We start from the raw sequence: 16147 nt of genomic DNA on the forward strand, positions 1-16147 counted from the left end.
TGCGGTGTGATAAACGGTCCCATGCGTTCAGAAGACCTGCTCCCGCGCCTGCTCTACCGCGATGCCATGATGCTCGTGATCGACAAGCCGGCGGGATTGCCCGTCCATGCGGGCCCGAAAGGCGGCGAGACGCTTGACCAGCATTTCGACGTACTGCGGTTCGGCCTACCCAGGCGCCCCGAACTGGCACACCGGCTGGACCGCGAAACCTCCGGCTGCCTTGTGCTCGGCCGCCATCGGCAGGCCCTGGCCAAGCTCGGAAAGCTGTTCCAGACCGGCCATGTCCAGAAGGTCTACCTTGCTGTCGTGCGTGGCGTGCCCGCGCAAGCCGAAGGCATGGTCGACCTGCCGCTGTCCAAGCGGGACGCCAATCGAGGCTGGTTCATGAAGGTGGATCATGAGCACGGCCAGAAATCGCTGACGGGCTACAAGGTCCTGGACACCGCCGGAGGGTTCAGCCTGCTGAAGCTCGACCTTTTCACCGGGCGCACGCATCAGATCCGCGTCCATCTGTCGGCGCTCGGCTGCCCCGTTCTGGGCGAGCGTATCTACGCCACGTCCCCGCCGCCGCCTGCGGGGCCGATGCTCCATCTGCACTCCTGGCGCATCTCCCTGTCGTTCAAGCCGGGCGCCGTTCCGATAGAGGTCGAGGCACCTCTGCCTCCGCATATCTCCGCCACCATGGCTGCCCTCGGCCTCCGCGTTCCCGCCGATGATACGGTTCGGGAACGAATCGGCCCTCCAACGCTTGAAGTGGGTCGCGACCCTCACCTCGGATCACCATGAGCTGCCTCGTCCTCTTGAATGCCCGGGCAGGTACCCTGCTGAGCGGTGGTCTGGAACGGCCGCGTGAGGTCGTCGCCGAGGCTTTCGAGACGGCGGGCCGCCCCGCCGAGGTGCATCTCGTCGACCCGGAGGAGATGGGGCCACGGCTCGAAGCTGCTTCGCGATCGGATCATGAGGTCGTGGTGGTCGGCGGCGGCGACGGAACCTTCTCGCATGCGCTGGCAAAGCTTGCAGGCAGCGGCAAGGTGCTCGGCCTGCTGCCGCTCGGAACGGTGAATCTTCTTGGCCGCGACCTGATGTTCCCTGCCGGCGGCCTGCCCGAGATGGCGCGGGCACTGGCGGGCGGGGAGGTCCGGCACATAGATCTTGCCACCGTCAACGGCCGCCCGTTTCACTCCCTTTGTGGCCTTGGCTATTTCAGCCGGGTGGCGCGCGAGCGCGAGCAGACCCGCTTCAACATTCCGCTCGGCCGCCTCTTCAGCGTGACAATGTCGGTGTGGCGTTCCGTGACGAAAACGGGTCGCGTCCGTTTCAGCATCGATGTGGGCGACCGGCGTTTCAACACGGATGCCTATGCGATCCTGGTCACCAACAACCGCATCGGTGACGATTGGCGGCGCGCGCAACTGGACGAGGGCGTGCTGGAACTGCACCTCATGCGCCATTCGCATCTCGCCGGCCGTGCACGGGCAGGCTTCGAGCTGATCGCCGGCCGCTGGCGCGAGGGCGATGCGATCGAGAGCTTCGCGGCGCAGACATTCACCATCAGCTCGGCACGGAGCCGGGTGTGGATGGCACTGGATGGCGAGTTGGTCCGCGAGCCGACACCGCTGCGGTTCCACATCCAGCCAGGCGGGCTGAGGATGCTTGTGCCCTCACCCTCTCTGACCGAGGTCGAACGCTAGCTTCCGAGTTCGACCCGGCCCGGATGGGCCTGGGCCGCCGCGTCGATCGACATATGGATGCGGATCATGTCTTCGCCCACTGTCTCAAGCCGCGCACCGAGCTGCGCCGTGTAGGCGGACACCAGGCGAGCCGCGAGGCCCATGCTAGGCACGGCGTGCGAGATTCCCGCGCCTGCGATCTGAACATGCATCGCATCCTCCGCCGTACGCTGCAGCGTGATGCTGATCGGCATCGTGGCGGCATCGTCACGGTCGAGTGCGGACGACATGATCTCGGAAACTAGCAGGCCGAGCGGTACGGCGCGGTCGAGATCGAGCCAGATCGCCTCGGCTTCAGCCTTCAGCGTGATCAGGGGAGCGGACAGCGAGAAGCTCTGGCGCAACTGGGCCGCGATGTCGCGCAACAGGTCGAGCAGCGACACACGGCCGATTTCGCCCGTCGCATAGGAGGCCTTGTAGGCCGAGGCCATCGCCAGCACGCGGTCTTCGGGCACGCGCAGCAGGGTGCGCAGCCGCAGCGGCAGTTCGCGCCGCTGGAGGGCCAGAAGGCTGGCGATCATCTGGAAATTGTTTTTCACCCGATGGTGAAGCTCGCGTAGCAGGCCGTTCTTCCCCGCCAAGGCTTCCTCTAGCGCGTGGGAACGCTCCTCGATGCGGCTGGCCATCACGTTGAAGCTGTTGCCGAGATCCGCAATCTCAAGCGGCGCGCTGTCCAGCCCTGCCACCCGCACGGAGTAGTCGCCGCGCGCGCAGGCGCCGGTGGCGGCGCGCAGCCGGGCGATCCATTGGAGAACAAGGCGGTCCACGCCGGCGAAGACGGCCCCGATGCCGAGCACGAGCATCAGGAGCGGCGCGAGCAAGGCGATGCCGATGCTCGTCCAGTCCGGCTTGGTCAGTATGGAACTGGGCGTGGCGAGGACGATGTTCGTCATCGTGCCGCGAACGGGCGCCAGCGCGTAGAAGAACTCCTCGCCGCCGCTGGCGGCAAAGGTCAGCCCTGTCGGCAACTGGCTGGATTCATCCATCGGCAGCGGCCTTGAAGGGCGCCATTTCTCGTCGGCACTTCCGAACTGGCTGACCACGATGCCGCCGCTGCGCACGAGAGCCAGCGCGCCATTGGAGAGACGGCCCTCTCCGGGCTGGAAGATCTTGTCGAAGGCTGCACGCTTTATGAGAAGGCCTATGGCCCCTCTGCCGCCTTCACGCTCGAAAGGACGAGCAGCGAGGACTGTTTTCTCCTGCGTGTGGATGCTCTCCGGCAGGAAGACGGTATCACCGATATCGGTGGGCTGTGCCTGCAGTGCCCGCAGAAGAGAGGAGTGGCGCGCCACCTTTCCCTCATCGACTTCGCCCGCGGAGCAGATAACAAGACCCTGATCGTCGGCGACGACGATGCCGACATAATCGGGCCGCAGCGCCAGCGAGTCTTCCAGAATCGTGCGGCAGGCCGCGTTGCCGCTCGCCACCGCGGGGTTTGATGCAAGGGTGTCGACGACGCCTTCGGCAATGCCGAGCGTCAGCCCTGCCCGTGTCGCGATCAACTCCGCTTCCTGAACGCTGGCCCGTTCCCGCGCGGTGACGGTCGCACTCTGCGCCTTCAACGTGGCGCCAATCGCCAGCGCCGCGGCGGGCAGGTTTGCCAGCAGCAGAAGAAGGACAAGCCTCGACCGTAAGCTCTGTCTCATGCTGCTGGGCCGGTCAGGATGAACTTCCCGATGAGGTTGTCACCATGGCAGCCTGAAGCGTGGGTTCGGGACCAAACTCCGACCCGGCCTGCACGGCGAGGGAGCGCGTCAGGGCGCTGCGAGCCCGATTGACGCGGCTCTTGATGGTGCCGACCGCGACTTCGCAGATCGCGGCAGCTTCCTCATAGGAAAATCCAGACGCGCCGACGAGGATCAGCGCCTCGCGCTGGTCCGGCGGCAGGCCGGAAAGCGCAGTGCGGAAATCCTGAAGGTCCATATGGCCGTTCTGCGAGGGATGCACGACAAGTCGCGCCGAGAACATGCCGTCGGCGTCCTGCACCTCGCGGCGCCTCTTGCGATGTTCGGAATAGTAGACGTTTCGCAGGATGGTGAAGAGCCAGGCACGCATGTTCGTGCCCTCGGTAAAGCTGCCGAGGTTCGACCACGCCTTTACGAGGGCTTCCTGAACGAGGTCATCCGCCTTGTCCATTTGCCCGCAGAGCGACACCGCGAATGCGCGCAGGCTCGGTATCTGCGCCAGGAGATCGTCCCGGACGGAGGGGCGATCGTTCATCGCTGCTCGTCCCGGCTGTCCTGACCCTTTTCTTTTTCCTCAAGCGTCTTCAGCAGGTCGAGGAACCTGTCGGGCACGTTCTGAACCAGAATATCGTCGTAAGATGCCTTCAGGTGCCGGCCGATATGGGTCTGGAGCTCGAGATCGATCTCCGGTGAACCCTTTTCAGAATGAGCCATGTTCCGCACACCTTGTTGGGCCGCGGGAAACCGGCCCTACCTTGTCTCTAAATCTGATGCGTCGGAGGTGGTACGCACCTTTGGCCACCAACGCAAACCCGGCTTGCCCAGCCTTCGCAATCGTCAACTCACAAGAACGCCCTCTTCCGGTTTCCGTTCCATAAAGGTGTGAAACTTTTTGTCTCGCCTGCGCGTTACCCCGTTGCTACCGTCGCGCCTGCGACGAAGAGGGGAACCAGGTACAACATGTCGATTGCGCCAATTATCGCGGCACAGCTGCCGTTTCTGCGTCGTTACGCGCGTGCCCTGACTGGCAGCCAGTTGAGCGGTGATTCCTACGTCGCCGCCGCACTGGAAACCCTGGTGGAGGATCCCTCGCTGTTCCCGAAGGATATGGAGCCCAGGATCGCGGTGTACCAGGTGTTCACCCGCATCTGGTCGTCCGTCCGCGTCAACCTTGAAGGCGATGGCGCGGCAAAGTCCGGCACGCCCGCCACCCGTACGCTTGATGCACTGGCACCGCTGTCGCGCCAGGTCTTTCTTCTGGTTTCGGTCGAAGGCTTCTCGACGGCGGACACCGCCCGCATCCTCGGCATCAGCGAAGACGAGGTGACCCGCGCCATCGACGATACGGGCCGCGAACTCGCCGGCCTCGTGGCGACCGATGTTCTCATAATCGAGGACGAGCCCATCATCGCCATGGATCTCGAGGCACTCGTTGAGAGCCTCGGCCACCGTGTCGCCGGCGTCGCCCGCACCCACAAGGAAGCCGTGGCCCTGGCGGAGAAGACCAAGCCAGGCCTCGTTCTTGCGGACATCCAGCTCGCCGACGGATCGTCTGGCCTCGACGCGGTGAACGACATCCTCGGCCAGTTCGACGTGCCGGTGATCTTCATCACGGCCTATCCGGAGCGGCTGCTGACGGGCGAACGGCCGGAGCCGGTGTTCCTGATCTCCAAGCCGTTCCAGACCCAGACGGTGAAGGCCATTGTCAGCCAGGCCCTTTTCTTCGGCACCCGCGCCCACAAGCGCGGTGCGCGTATGAGCGCCTGACCAATTCAAACCTGAACGGAAACGCCGGGCGATGAGCCCGGCGTTTTTGTTTGCAGCTTACTGGTTCGCGGCAGGTGCCTGCCCTTCGACAGCTATATTTGGCGTGCCCGACTTCAGAGTAATTTTCGGGGATTTCGGGCTGCCGGCTAGAGCGAGGTTGGTGAACGGAACCTCGCTGACATCGGACCCGAGCCCAAGGCTGCCCTTGTCCACGAGCGCGGCGGCAACCTTGTTTCCTTCGAATCGAAGATCGTTGATCGCGGCGCTTTCCTGCGCGTTGGTGATTTTTGCGCCGACAAGATAGCTGGCCGGCCACATATCGCTGCCCGAGACCGCGGCGCCGGACGCCATGTCGGAGGATGCCGCCGCGGTGTTGGCGGCTTCACCGGAGGCCGGAGCGGCGGAAGAGTTGGCATTCAGGTCGGTGGTGCTGCCCGGCTGATTGCCGCCGGTCGCCACGGTGCCGGCGGGCGCGTTTGCGGCGGCGGGTGCCTCGGTCGTCGCGGGAGCCGCTGAGCCGGACGTCGATGCACGCCCCGTCTCCGCTTCCGGATAATTGTACTGCGGCAGGCTCTCCAGCGAGGCTGTGGTCATGTCAGGCATGCGAACCTTGCCGTCCTGGACCTGCGGCAGTTCGGCGGCGTCCACAGCGCGCAAGGTCTCGCCGATGCCGAGCAGGCCGCCATGGCCGACGACGATCTGGCGAAGCTGGCCGGAGCTGTCGAGGATAACGTCGGCCACGCGGCCGAGTGACTTGTCCTGCCCGTCTACAAGATCTGCGCCCTGCAGATTGGAGTAGAGGTTCGGGCTTTCCTGGTTCTGCGTGGCGTTGTCAGCTGCCGCATCGGCCGGAGCATTCTGCGGAGCGATCGCATGGGGCGAGACCGGAGCGGGCGGATTCGTGTTCTGGACCGGATCGGCCGGCGCCTGAGCCATCGCCAAGCCAGCCATCATCGAAAGGGCGGCGCCTGAAAGAAGAAGTCGCTTCATCATTGTCGTCTCCATTGGATGGGTTGAGGTGTGGGCCGCATGCGGCCGTCCAAGCCTTCTCAAGAGAGAACGCGGAGGCGCAGGGATCGTTCGACTTCTTTCGGGCCGATCCTTGCTTTTCGCATCTTGCGAATTGCATAAAGAATTCACCAAAGCGGACCGGTATCTTGTCGAGCCTCGTTTCGATTGTTCTCCCCATCTTCGGAATGATCGGCCTCGGCTTTCTCGCCGTGAAGGCGGGGCTCGTCAGCGCGAAGGCGGGTGAAGGCCTCGCCGACTATGTGTTCGCGCTTGCCGTGCCGGCGCTTATCTTCCGGATGCTGTCGGAAAGTTCAGCGCCGCTCGACAGCAGCCCCTGGGGCTATTGGCTGAGCTATTTCATCGCCGTGGCCGTGGTGTGGGTCCTGGCCATGATCTTTGCCAGGCGGGTCTTCGACCGCGACACACGCGAAGCCGTCATCCACGGTTTCAGCTCGGCGCAATCCAACACCGTGTTCCTCGGCATTCCGCTGATCCTGCGTGCCTATGGCGAAGCAGGCGCGGTGCCGCTGTTCCTTCTGCTGGCCATCCATCTGCCGATCATGATGGCCGTGGCCTCCATCCTCATCGAGACCACCGGTTCGCCTGGGCAGTCCGGCGGCGTGAAGCGGTTCGCCAGGACGCTCGTCACGCACCCCATACTTCTCGCGCTGATCGCGGGGGTAGCGGCCAAGCTTCTGGGCGTCCGGACGCCCGATTACCTGAAGCCGCTGCTCGACAGCCTCGCGAACTCGGCCTCCCCCGTGGCCCTTATCTCGATGGGCATAGGACTTGCGCTGTATGGGTTCAGGTCCGATCCCAAAGCGGCATGGACGGTGGCGGCGTTCAAGCTCGTCCTCCACCCCTTGCTGGTCTACCTGCTCGGCACCTACGTCTTCAGGCTGGAGCCGGTGTTCACGGGCGTGGCTGTGCTCTTCGCCGCGCTGCCGTCCGGCATCAACGGCTATCTTCTGGCCATGCGCTACAAGACCGCCGAAGCCTTCGCCTCGAACACCATCGCCATCTCGACCGCCGCATCCGTGGTCACGGTGGCGGCATGGCTGTGGATCCTCGGGGTGGGCTGAGGCCGACCAGCATCCTGATGTCTTCCGGGCTATGGCCCGTCTCGCGCAGGTCGCGCAAGGATGCGGACCCGGCGCTCTTCGCAAGTTTGCGCCCGTCCTCGCCAAGGATCAGCCGATGGTGCCGATAGACCGGCGCGGGCAGGCCGAGCAATTCCTGGAGCAGGCGGTGAAGACTGGTGGCGAAGTAGAGGTCTCGTCCCCTTACCACATGGGTGATCCCCTGCAGCGCATCGTCGTGGACCACCGAGAGGTGGTAGCTGGTCGGCACGTCGCGGCGGGCCAGCACCGGATCTCCCCACGCGGCGGGATCGGCGCTGATGTCGCGGATGGCGCCATCCTCCCCCGCGTCGGACCAGCGGAGAGTGCCGCCCAGTCCCGCCACGGCAACCTTCATGTCGAGGCGCCAGACATGCGGCTGGCCGGAGGCGAGCTGCTCCGAAACGCGGGCGGGCGGCAGGTTTCGGCACGTTCCGGGATAGACCGGCGCGCCATCGGGATCGCGCGGCCAGTCCGGTCCCCCTGCGGCAACAGCGGCTCGCACGTCGCCGCGCGAACAAAAGCAGGGATAGACCAGTTGGCCCGCCTGCAAACGGGCGAGCAGGCGGGCGTAATCCGGCAGATGCTGCGACTGGCGGCGCACGGCGCCTTCCCACCTGACACCCAGCCAGTGCAGGTCTTCGAGGATCGCCTGCTCGAGGTCCGGCGTGCACCTGCCGGGGTCGATATCCTCGATGCGCAGCAGCAGGCGCCCGCCCGCCGCCTCCGTCATATCCCGGTTCAGCAGGGCCGAATAAGCGTGGCCCAGATGCAGAAGGCCATTGGGGCTGGGAGCGAAACGGAAGACCGGCAGGTTCATCCTGGCTTGCCGATTGGGTGCTGGCTGGAGAATAGCATAGGGATGCATATGCATCTTCCAGCGACCATCGCAAACGAGGCGGATCTCGCCGCCCATCTGGACGCCCTGCTCGTTCGCGCGCCGGGCCTGGCGGAGGCGAGTGGGATAGCCGGCCCGCTGCCCCTGCGCAGGATTTCGCCCGATTTCGCAGGGCTTGTCTGGGTGATCGTCGGCCAGCAGATCTCGGTGGCCGCGGCGCGGGCCATCCAGGCGCGGCTGGAGGCGGAACTCGGCACGCTCAGTGCCGATGCAATGCTGGAGGCACCTGACGAGGCGCTGCGCCGCGCAGGTCTGTCCATCCAGAAGATGCGGGCGCTGCGGGCTGCGGCTGCGGAGGTGACCGGCGGACTGGATCTGTCCACCCTCTCCTCGCTCGACGCCGAGGAGGCGATCCCCACCCTTTGCCGCATCAAGGGCGTCGGACGGTGGACGGCGGAAGTCTTCCTGCTGTTCGCCGTCGGGCATCCCGATGTCTTCCCCGCCGGTGATCTTGCGGTCCGGGAGGCGGCGCGCCTGATCCACGGGCTCGATGAGCGCCCCGAGGAGCGGGACCTCAGGGCAATGGCCGAAGGGTGGCGTCCGCATCGGGGCGTCGCCGCACGCCTGTTCTGGGCTTATCTTGGGGCGGTCCGCAGCGGACGCGATTCCGCTCCGGTTTGATCTGCGTCCCGCCGCAGCGTGAAGAAGTAGGGATCTACGCCGCGCATCTCCATGAAGCCCAGCAAGGTGTCGTCGTCCACGCGGCGCAGGAAATCGCAAATGGGCTGTGCGTCGTAGATCATCGCAGCCGTTTCCACGCCCCTGTGCATCCGGCTGTGCAGCCGTGCAGTCGGCCGCCGCGTCGAGAAGGCCGGCATCGCCATCTTGAAGGCCAGCCGCGCAGGCTTGCTCCGAAGCAGGACGCCGGCTTTCGCCGCAAGGCGTGCCGGGATCAGGGCCGGGTCCAGCGAGGTCAACTGCCCTCGCATGGAGCGGAACAGCATCGGATGGGCACGCCCGCTGTCCAGGAACTGCTTGCCGTACCAGCCGAGCGCTTCCATCACCCCGTTCATGGGGTGCCCCGTTTCGATGCCGGCGCCTCTGTAACGCCCGCGGATGCTCCACGGCTGGGCCGGCTCCAGGCTGTCGAACAGCGCCGTCAGCACATTTCCGGTTCCGCCGCGCTTCTCCAGCAGCGCAAGTTGCGCAGCGTGGCTCGACGCTTGCGAGGGATGTTCCATCCGTATCAACCGGCTCAGGCCCGTTAGGTTCATCTCAGGCCATTGGTGCGCGGACGCGCCGCCCTATCTTCTGCAGACCTCTTCCCCACGGGCGATATCTTATGCGGCTTCTCACCACCCTTGGCGTCCTGCTGGCGCTCTGCGCCCCGGCTCTCGCCGAGGACGATCCTGAATTGATCTTCAAGAAAAGCACCGTGTTCCGGATGTTCTCCCCGGATGCGAAGCTCGCGGTCTACGCCATCGACGATCCGCTGATCGAGAATGTGGCCTGCCACTTCACGCTGCCCGAAGTGGGCGGCTGGAAGGGCTGGGCGGGACTTGCCGAGGAAGCGTCCGACGTGTCGCTCGCGTGCCGGCAGACCGGGCCGATCGCCATCAAGGGCAAATTCAAGCAGGGCGAGGAAGCCTTTCGCGAGCGCCGCTCGATCTTCTTCAAGAAGGTTCAGATCGTCCGGGGCTGTGATGCGAAGCGCAATGTGCTGGTTTATCTGATGTACACGGACAAGCTGATCGAGGGATCGCCCAAGAACTCGACCTCAGCCGTGCCCATCATGCCGTGGGGAACGCAGGAAGGTCCCCGCTGCGGCGATTTTCTGGAGTAGCCGATGCACCTTGATGGCCCCCGCCTCGCCGCCGCCAGCGGCACGACCCGTTCGCTCGTCATCTTCCTGCACGGCTATGGTGCCGATGGGAACGATCTGATCGGTCTCGGCTCCGAATGGGCGCAGCGCCTGCCGGACACCGAGTTCGTCTCGCCGCACGCGCCCGAGGATTGCCTGCAGAACCCTCAGGGCAAGCAATGGTGGGATCTCAGCCTGCGCAGCGAAGAAGAGCGGTGGAACGGGGTGAGGGGTGCCGGCCCCGTGCTCGACGCCTTCATCGACGAGGAGATGCAGCGCACGGGCCTGCCCGCAGGCAAGGTGGCGCTCGTCGGCTTCAGCCAGGGCACCATGATGGCGCTGCATGTGGGCTTGAGGCGCGCCGAGCCGCTCGCCGGCATCATCGGCTTCGCGGGGACTTTGGCGGGGCGTGAGCATCTTGCTGGAGACATCAAGTCCCGACCTCCGGTGCTGCTGGCGCACGGCACCATGGATCAGGTCATCCCCGTGGATGCGCTTGTCGCCACGGTTGAGACGCTGGCCGAGAATGATGTGCCTCGTCGCTGGCACGTCGCGCATGGCATGGCGCATGGCATCGACCGCAAGGGTCTGGCGCTTGGTGCTGATTTTCTTGTCGAGCACCTGGGCTAGACAGCTTCCGCACGACGGGGAGAAGGGGCGATGCTCAGGTCACTGCGGACATGTTTCCTGCTGGCGGCGTCGGCGCTGATGGCGCCGGCCGCGTCCGCTCACCCGCCTGCGGAACTGCAGAGCTATGTCGGCGCACGCGCGGGCCAGGCCGAATTGGGGATCGCCCGTCTCGGCTACGTCAACAAGATCCGGAACTACTGGTGGCATCCACGCGACGCCATCTGCGTGAAGTTCACGGTGTCGCAGGGGCGCTACCGCGCGATCGACATCGTCAAGCCTTCGGCGTGCGGAATAGCGTTGAAGGCGCTGCGTTCCGGAGACACCTCAAGGTAGCCTCTGCCGGGGGCTTCACAAGACGGACACACAAATCCTAGACTGTCCCAGTGCGTCGGCTGGGCGCCGGCGCATAGACCGGAGCGCTGGGTGACGATGCACGTCTCTCCCGAAGCATGTCCTGCCCTCGTCCTGAACGCGGACTACCGTCCGTTGTCCTACTACCCGCTGTCGCTCTGGTCCTGGCAGGATGCCACTAAGGCCATCTTCCTCGACCGCGTGAACGTGCTCTCGCACTATGACCGGGTGGTGCGCAGCCCCACCTTCGAGATGCGGCTGCCCTCGGTGGTCTGCCTCAAAAGCTATGTGAAGCCCTCGCGCAATCCGGCTTTCACGCGATTCAACGTGTTCCTGCGCGACCGTTTCACCTGCCAGTACTGCGGCTCGCACGAAGAATTGACCTTCGACCATGTGATCCCGCGCTCGCGCGGCGGCCAGACGACCTGGGAGAACGTCGTCGCGGCATGCTCGCCCTGCAATCTGCGCAAGGGCGCGGCACTGCCCCAGCATTGCGGGATGCTGCCGGCGCAGATGCCCTATCCGCCGACCGTCAACGACCTGCACCGCAACGGGCGGCTGTTCCCGCCCAATTACCTGCACGATTCCTGGCTCGACTACCTGTACTGGGACACCGAGCTGGAGCCGTAGGGCCGACGGCCGAGCAGGCCCACCCCGGACATCAGCGCAACCACGGCACTCGCGACCATGTTCCAGCCGGCGAACGACAGGCCGAGGAAGTGCCAGGGCGCCGCGTCGCAGGCCACCACGCGGGTGCGCTTCAGGTCCTCGATCAGGCTGCCGGTGCTGGGGCCCGCTGCGCCCGCTCCGCAACTGGTCGGTCCCGGCCAGAAGTGCCATTCCACGCCGGCATGGTAGAGGCCGAGCGCCGCATTGGCGGCAAAGACGAGAAGCAGAACGGCGAGCCCGGCCTTCACCAGACCCGAGGGCAGCCTTGTCCCACCGGCCGCGAGTACGGCCGCAAGGGGGATGCCGACATAATAGGCCCAGCGCTGCCACAGGCACATCTGGCACGGCACATAGCCGAAGACATGCTGGAAGATGAGCGCCGCGCCCAGAGCAGCGCAGGCGACAAGCAGGATCAGCAATGGTGCGGCGCGGGCGATAAGGGGCATGGTCACACCAGGGATTGGCATTCGACCGGCAGCCACCAACCGGTGAGCCGCCGCGTCAGGGAGCTTCCGGTGCTCTAGCGCCTCACGATCGGCTCGTCCATCGCGCGGCAGGACGCCATCTGCAGGTACTGGACTTCGAAACCGAGGCCATGGCAGAAGATGCCGCCGATATTCAGTTTTCGCTCCGGCTGCATTATAGGTGCAGTGAGCGCCGGACCGGATCGGCGGCACATGCGGGTGTGGTGGAATTGGTAGACGCGCCGGACTCAAAATCCGGTTCCGAAAGGAGTGCCGGTTCGACCCCGGCCACCCGCACCATCCTTCTTTATCGAGCAGAGCCGAGCCGTTGGCAGCGCGCCTTGCCGCAACTGCGACGACCTATCGGCGCGCACGCAAAGTGATGCGCGTAAGCTCGGAAGGCCGGCCGAGGCGAAGCGCGAAGCCCGGCCAAAGCGCGGTGCCGTTGCTGACATAGAGCGTCATGTCACCGACCGCGTATCGGCCCGATACGAACCCGTTGTTGGCGCGCGCAACAAGCCGGTCCAGCCCCACGAGCATGCCCCCATGGGTGTGGCCGGATAGCTGGAGCGCAACGCCGCGCGCCGCCGCATCCGGTGCGTTCCTTGGCTGATGATCGAGAAGGAGGATCGGTACGCCGGCCGGTGCCCCCGCAAGAGCCGTTGCGAGGTCCGGCCCCGCGTGACCGGTAGCGCGAGCGGATCGGTCCGTGACACCCGCCAGGACGAGACGACCGTCGCCGCGAGCCAGCACGGCATGCGCGTTCGGCAGCATGCGGATGCCAAGGCCTGTCAGGCGATCCATCCAGGCTGGATAATCGAAAAAGTACTCGTGATTTCCGGGGACGGCGTAGACTCCGTCGGGCGCGAGCAGATCCCGCAGCGGCACCACGTCTTCACGACGCATCTCGACGGAGCCGTCTATGAAATCTCCCGATATGACGATGAGATCGGCGCCTGCGCCGTTCGCCCGCTCAACCGTGGCTGCTGTCCATTCTGCCGCGAACAGCCCGCTGATGTGGAGATCGGTCAGCTGCAGCACCTTGTAGCCGTCGAACTGCGGGGGCAGGCCGGCGATGGCGACCTCGACATCCTTGATCGGCGGAACACGGATCGCGTTGCCAACACAGAACGCCGCCAGCAGCGCCGCGATGGCTGCTGCCGCATAGCGGATGCTGTCCGGAGCGCTCATGGTGCGCCAGCGCGCCGCCATGGCAGCCAGTGTTCCCAGGTCGAGCAACACCTGCAGGGCTGCGAGGAACAGGATCGCCCCGAAGCTCCAGTTGAAGGCGATGACGATCGCGCGCGGGAACTCGGGTGCGAACACCGATCCGGAGGAGAGCCGGCTCCACAGATGGTATTGCGAGGCGACGAGCAGCAGCACTGCCATCGCGCCCTTCACCCAGAAGGGCAGCGACAATGGCCACAACCAGCGAACGATCACCAGCAAGGACGGAACGGCCACGACAAGGCTAGAGATCGTCATACTCCGGGTGCGGGCGGGATTGCGAAGGCATGGCGTCCTTCGTTGCCGATTAGCAAGCAGTAAGCCGCGTCTTCAGGCGACCTCACATCAACGTGTCGAGTGTGATCGGAAGCTCGCGCACGCGTTTACCGGTCGCATTGAACACCGCATTGGCCACGGCGGCCGCCACGCCGGTGATGCCGATCTCGCCGATGCCGCGTGCGCCGAGCGGCGAGCGGGGATCGGGAATGCCTGTCCACATGACCTCGATTTCGGGAACGTCGAGATGCGCGGGGACGTGATAGTCGGCAAGGGTGGGATTCATGATCCGGCCGCTGCGTTCGTCCAGCAGCGTCTCCTCCATCAGCGCCAGGCCAAGGCCCATGATCATGCCGCCGCGGAACTGGCTGGCGGCGGTCTTCGGGTTCAGGATCGCGCCGCAATCGAAGGAGCCGAGCAGCCGGTCGACCCGCACCTCGCCGGTCACGTCGCTCACCCTGAGTTCGCAGAACACGGCCGAGGTGCTGTGCATCGTGTGCTTGAAGAACTCGAGCGGCGGCGTGCCCGTGGCGGTCACAACGACCTCGTCGCGATTGGCGCGGTCAAGGATCGATGCGTAACTTTCATGGCGGGACGGATCGGCGGTGCTGGCGATCCCTTCCCGCTCAAGTCGCACCTCTCCGGCGCGCAGGCCTGCGAGCGGGCTGCTGTTGCCGGCCAGCCGCAAGAGCTCTCCCGTCAGCTTCTCGGCCGCAACGATGATCGAGCCGGCGATGGAGACGGTCTGCGCGGATCCGCCGGCCATCGGAGCGGCTGGAAGATCGGAATCGCCCATGGCGAAGCGCACCGCCTCCATCGGTAGGCCAAGCCGGTCGGCCGCGTGCTGGACCTGCACCGTTGCCGTTCCCATCCCCATGTCCTGCGCAGAGCAGGCGACAAGCGCGGTGCCATCGCGGTGCAGGGTGATGCGCACCGCAGCGCCGGGCATCCGGACATAAGGGAAGCTGCCGCTCGCACAGCCCATCCCGATGCGCCACTCGCCTTCACGTCGGGTGCCCGGAACCGGATCGCGCCGATCCCAGCCAAAACGGCTCGCGCCATCGCGATAGGCCTGGTCCAGCGCGTGCTGCGAGAACGCGACCCCTGTGATCGGATGGCTGTCGGGCAGGTTGCGCAGCCGCAGCTCGATGGGATCCATCCCCATCGCATGCGCCAGTTCATCCACCGCGCTTTCCACCGCGAAGGTGCCGACCGCCTCGCCCGGCGCGCGCATGAAGGTGTTGGCGACGATGGCCAGATCGAGATGGCGCTGGAGAAACTCGAAGCTCTTCGCGCTGTACAGCGCCCGCGTTCCCAGCGTGTAAGCCTCCGGGCTTGCGCTATAGGTCGGCATGACCGAGTAGCCGGTGTGCACCAGCGCGGTGAAGTTGCCCTCCGCGTCGGCGCCGATCGCCACGCGCTGCTCGGTCGGGCTGCGTCCTCCGATGATCCGGTAGACGCTTTCGCGGCTCAGCATCAGCCGCAGCGGGCGGCCGACCATCCGCGCGGCCGCGACTGCGACGATCTGGTGATCCCAGAATCCCTTGGCTCCGAAGCCGCCACCCACGAACGGCGACAGGACACGCACCTTCTCGCGCTTCAGCCCGAAAATCTTGGCAAGCGTGGCGGCGGTCGGCGCGATCATCTGTGTCGCGTCGTGGACGTTCAGAGCATCGCCATCCCACGCCACGGTCAGCCCGTGCAGTTCGATGGCGTTGTGGTTCTGCCCCGGTGTTCGATAGATCGCGTCTACGCTGTGCGCGCTGCCCGCCAATTCCCGCTCGGGATTGCCGACGGTGCAATGGTTGGCGTCGATGATCAGTGACGGAATGATCCGGGCATCCGGCTTGGCGGCGTCGAACCGGGTCGGCGCCGCCGTTTCGGCATAGTCGATGCGCAGGAGCGTCGCGGCATGATCGGCCTGCTCCTGGGTCTCGGCAACCACCATGGCGACGATCTGCCCGTTATAGTGGACCCTGTCGTCCTGCATGATGGGGAGGCTGCTGTTGCCCACCGCCGTAGGATCGGTGATGGCGATCAAGGCGGGGCTGGCGACCCGCGGCATGTTCCGGTGCGTGACGACGTGAAGGACGCCCGGCGCGTGCTCGGCCATTCCCGTGTCGAGGGCAGTGATCCGTCCCCGCGTGATGGTGGCGTGGACAAGCGCGCCGTAGCACAGCCCCTCCATCGCAACCTCGGCGGCGAAGCGCGCGCCGCCCGTCACCTTCTCCGGCCCGTCGAGCCGCGATGCCTGCCGCCCGATTGCCGCCCGGCGTTCGATCAGCGGATCGGGCTTGCCGCCGGGCAGCCATTGGCCGGGCACCCAGCCGATGGCTGTGCGGACAGAGCTGATGATGAAGTTCTGCACATTGCTCATTGTCCGGCCTCCGCCAGTTCGGTGAGGACGGCACACAGCGTCCGCTGCGCAAGCTCGACCTTGAAGCCATTGGCGGATTGCGGCCGCGCGTCGGCCATCTCGGCCGCCGCGGCGTCGGCGAACGCCTGCGGGCTGGCGGGCCC

The 16147-nt window shown here is 65.7% G+C and carries 18 protein-coding genes and 1 tRNA gene; 10 read left to right on the plus strand and 9 right to left on the minus strand.

Going from position 1 to position 16147, the window contains the following annotated elements; all coding sequences use genetic code 11:
- Window positions 1-21: 21 nt before the first annotated feature.
- Window positions 22-786 (plus strand): RluA family pseudouridine synthase, encoded by a 765-nt coding sequence (locus SCD90_RS15960; protein WP_319845709.1) that lies wholly within the window; start codon window positions 22-24, stop codon window positions 784-786.
- Window positions 783-1691, plus strand: coding sequence for a diacylglycerol/lipid kinase family protein (locus tag SCD90_RS15965; RefSeq protein ID WP_319845710.1), 909 nt, complete (start codon window positions 783-785; stop codon window positions 1689-1691). The genes SCD90_RS15960 and SCD90_RS15965 overlap by 4 nt, the downstream gene beginning before the upstream one ends.
- On the opposite strand, the gene SCD90_RS15970 is transcribed toward SCD90_RS15965, so the two are convergent.
- Genes SCD90_RS15970 through SCD90_RS15980 form a run of 3 tightly spaced genes read right to left on the minus strand, consistent with a single transcriptional unit; the run spans window position 1688 to window position 4129 of the window.
- Window positions 1688-3376 carry a sensor histidine kinase gene (locus SCD90_RS15970; protein WP_319845711.1) on the minus strand — a complete coding sequence of 563 codons (1689 nt, stop codon included), beginning with the start codon at window positions 3374-3376 and terminating at the stop codon, window positions 1688-1690. The two genes, SCD90_RS15965 and SCD90_RS15970, sit on opposite strands and share 4 nt — an antisense overlap.
- Window positions 3377-3389: 13 nt before the next feature.
- Window positions 3390-3950, minus strand: a complete 561-nt coding sequence (locus SCD90_RS15975) for a sigma-70 family RNA polymerase sigma factor (protein ID WP_319845712.1) — start codon at window positions 3948-3950, stop codon at window positions 3390-3392.
- Window positions 3947-4129: a NepR family anti-sigma factor gene (locus SCD90_RS15980; RefSeq protein ID WP_319845713.1), complete on the minus strand. Its 183-nt coding sequence runs from the start codon at window positions 4127-4129 to the stop codon at window positions 3947-3949. Before SCD90_RS15980 ends, SCD90_RS15975 begins: the two co-directional genes overlap by 4 nt.
- 246 nt (window positions 4130-4375) lie before the next feature.
- Between SCD90_RS15980 and SCD90_RS15985 the strand changes: the two genes are divergently transcribed.
- Window positions 4376-5182, plus strand: coding sequence for a response regulator (locus SCD90_RS15985; protein ID WP_319845714.1), 807 nt, complete (start codon window positions 4376-4378; stop codon window positions 5180-5182).
- 57 nt (window positions 5183-5239) lie between these two features.
- Here SCD90_RS15985 and SCD90_RS15990 read toward each other — a convergent pair whose 3' ends face one another.
- Window positions 5240-6175, minus strand: coding sequence for a PRC-barrel domain-containing protein (locus tag SCD90_RS15990; protein WP_319845715.1), 936 nt, complete (start codon window positions 6173-6175; stop codon window positions 5240-5242).
- A gap of 164 nt (window positions 6176-6339) precedes the next feature.
- Between SCD90_RS15990 and SCD90_RS15995 the strand changes: the two genes are divergently transcribed.
- Window positions 6340-7275 (plus strand): AEC family transporter, encoded by a 936-nt coding sequence (locus SCD90_RS15995; RefSeq protein ID WP_319845716.1) that lies wholly within the window; start codon window positions 6340-6342, stop codon window positions 7273-7275.
- On the opposite strand, the gene gluQRS is transcribed toward SCD90_RS15995, so the two are convergent.
- Window positions 7235-8131, minus strand: coding sequence for a tRNA glutamyl-Q(34) synthetase GluQRS (gene gluQRS / locus SCD90_RS16000; protein WP_319845717.1), 897 nt, complete (start codon window positions 8129-8131; stop codon window positions 7235-7237). The two genes, SCD90_RS15995 and gluQRS, sit on opposite strands and share 41 nt — an antisense overlap.
- 48 nt (window positions 8132-8179) lie before the next feature.
- Between gluQRS and SCD90_RS16005 the strand changes: the two genes are divergently transcribed.
- Window positions 8180-8830: a DNA-3-methyladenine glycosylase family protein gene (locus SCD90_RS16005; RefSeq protein WP_319845718.1), complete on the plus strand. Its 651-nt coding sequence runs from the start codon at window positions 8180-8182 to the stop codon at window positions 8828-8830.
- Here SCD90_RS16005 and SCD90_RS16010 read toward each other — a convergent pair.
- Window positions 8785-9390, minus strand: coding sequence for a DUF4334 domain-containing protein (locus SCD90_RS16010; RefSeq protein ID WP_319845719.1), 606 nt, complete (start codon window positions 9388-9390; stop codon window positions 8785-8787). The two genes, SCD90_RS16005 and SCD90_RS16010, sit on opposite strands and share 46 nt — an antisense overlap.
- Window positions 9391-9491: 101 nt before the next feature.
- On the opposite strand from SCD90_RS16010, the gene SCD90_RS16015 reads away from it, so the two are divergent.
- The 4 genes from SCD90_RS16015 to SCD90_RS16030 all read left to right on the plus strand — a co-directional run bounded on the left by SCD90_RS16015 (window position 9492) and on the right by SCD90_RS16030 (window position 11621).
- Window positions 9492-9992, plus strand: a complete 501-nt coding sequence (locus tag SCD90_RS16015; RefSeq protein WP_319845720.1) for a CreA family protein — start codon at window positions 9492-9494, stop codon at window positions 9990-9992.
- A 3-nt stretch (window positions 9993-9995) separates the two neighbouring features.
- Window positions 9996-10640 carry an alpha/beta hydrolase gene (locus SCD90_RS16020; protein ID WP_319845721.1) on the plus strand — a complete coding sequence of 215 codons (645 nt, stop codon included), beginning with the start codon at window positions 9996-9998 and terminating at the stop codon, window positions 10638-10640.
- 30 nt (window positions 10641-10670) lie between these two features.
- Complete coding sequence (locus SCD90_RS16025) at window positions 10671-10973, plus strand: hypothetical protein (protein WP_319845722.1); 303 nt, start codon at window positions 10671-10673, stop codon at window positions 10971-10973.
- A 90-nt stretch (window positions 10974-11063) separates the two neighbouring features.
- Window positions 11064-11621, plus strand: a complete 558-nt coding sequence (locus tag SCD90_RS16030; protein ID WP_319845723.1) for an HNH endonuclease — start codon at window positions 11064-11066, stop codon at window positions 11619-11621.
- Here the strand turns inward: SCD90_RS16030 and SCD90_RS16035 are convergent.
- Window positions 11588-12106, minus strand: coding sequence for a disulfide bond formation protein B (locus SCD90_RS16035; RefSeq protein ID WP_319845724.1), 519 nt, complete (start codon window positions 12104-12106; stop codon window positions 11588-11590). The genes SCD90_RS16030 and SCD90_RS16035 overlap by 34 nt on opposite strands.
- 233 nt (window positions 12107-12339) lie before the next feature.
- Here SCD90_RS16035 and SCD90_RS16040 point away from each other — a divergent pair.
- Window positions 12340-12424, plus strand: a tRNA-Leu gene (locus SCD90_RS16040).
- Window positions 12425-12484: 60 nt separating this feature from the next.
- Here SCD90_RS16040 and SCD90_RS16045 read toward each other — a convergent pair.
- Together SCD90_RS16045 and SCD90_RS16050 are read right to left on the minus strand one after the other, a co-directional pair.
- Window positions 12485-13603 (minus strand): metallophosphoesterase, encoded by a 1119-nt coding sequence (locus tag SCD90_RS16045; RefSeq protein WP_319845731.1) that lies wholly within the window; start codon window positions 13601-13603, stop codon window positions 12485-12487.
- Window positions 13604-13691: 88 nt separating this feature from the next.
- Window positions 13692-16004: a xanthine dehydrogenase family protein molybdopterin-binding subunit gene (locus tag SCD90_RS16050; RefSeq protein ID WP_319845725.1), complete on the minus strand. Its 2313-nt coding sequence runs from the start codon at window positions 16002-16004 to the stop codon at window positions 13692-13694.
- Window positions 16005-16147 lie beyond the last annotated feature (143 nt).

It is taken from the genome of Terrihabitans rhizophilus (genome assembly GCF_033898525.1).
GTDB classification, from domain to species: Bacteria; Pseudomonadota; Alphaproteobacteria; order Rhizobiales; family Methylopilaceae; genus Flaviflagellibacter; species Flaviflagellibacter rhizophilus.

Coding starts and splice junctions, on each gene's coding strand:
- SCD90_RS15960 (WP_319845709.1), top strand. CDS start 22: ATGCGTTCAGAAGACCTGCTCCCGCGCCTGCTCTACCGCGATGCCATG.
- SCD90_RS15965 (WP_319845710.1), top strand. CDS start 783: ATGAGCTGCCTCGTCCTCTTGAATGCCCGGGCAGGTACCCTGCTGAGC.
- SCD90_RS15970 (WP_319845711.1), bottom strand. CDS start 3,376: ATGAGACAGAGCTTACGGTCGAGGCTTGTCCTTCTTCTGCTGCTGGCA.
- SCD90_RS15975 (WP_319845712.1), bottom strand. CDS start 3,950: ATGAACGATCGCCCCTCCGTCCGGGACGATCTCCTGGCGCAGATACCG.
- SCD90_RS15980 (WP_319845713.1), bottom strand. CDS start 4,129: ATGGCTCATTCTGAAAAGGGTTCACCGGAGATCGATCTCGAGCTCCAG.
- SCD90_RS15985 (WP_319845714.1), top strand. CDS start 4,376: ATGTCGATTGCGCCAATTATCGCGGCACAGCTGCCGTTTCTGCGTCGT.
- SCD90_RS15990 (WP_319845715.1), bottom strand. CDS start 6,175: ATGATGAAGCGACTTCTTCTTTCAGGCGCCGCCCTTTCGATGATGGCT.
- gluQRS (WP_319845717.1), bottom strand. CDS start 8,131: ATGAACCTGCCGGTCTTCCGTTTCGCTCCCAGCCCCAATGGCCTTCTG.
- SCD90_RS16005 (WP_319845718.1), top strand. CDS start 8,180: ATGCATCTTCCAGCGACCATCGCAAACGAGGCGGATCTCGCCGCCCAT.
- SCD90_RS16010 (WP_319845719.1), bottom strand. CDS start 9,390: ATGGAACATCCCTCGCAAGCGTCGAGCCACGCTGCGCAACTTGCGCTG.
- SCD90_RS16015 (WP_319845720.1), top strand. CDS start 9,492: ATGCGGCTTCTCACCACCCTTGGCGTCCTGCTGGCGCTCTGCGCCCCG.
- SCD90_RS16020 (WP_319845721.1), top strand. CDS start 9,996: ATGCACCTTGATGGCCCCCGCCTCGCCGCCGCCAGCGGCACGACCCGT.
- SCD90_RS16025 (WP_319845722.1), top strand. CDS start 10,671: ATGCTCAGGTCACTGCGGACATGTTTCCTGCTGGCGGCGTCGGCGCTG.
- SCD90_RS16035 (WP_319845724.1), bottom strand. CDS start 12,106: ATGCCCCTTATCGCCCGCGCCGCACCATTGCTGATCCTGCTTGTCGCC.
- SCD90_RS16050 (WP_319845725.1), bottom strand. CDS start 16,004: ATGAGCAATGTGCAGAACTTCATCATCAGCTCTGTCCGCACAGCCATC.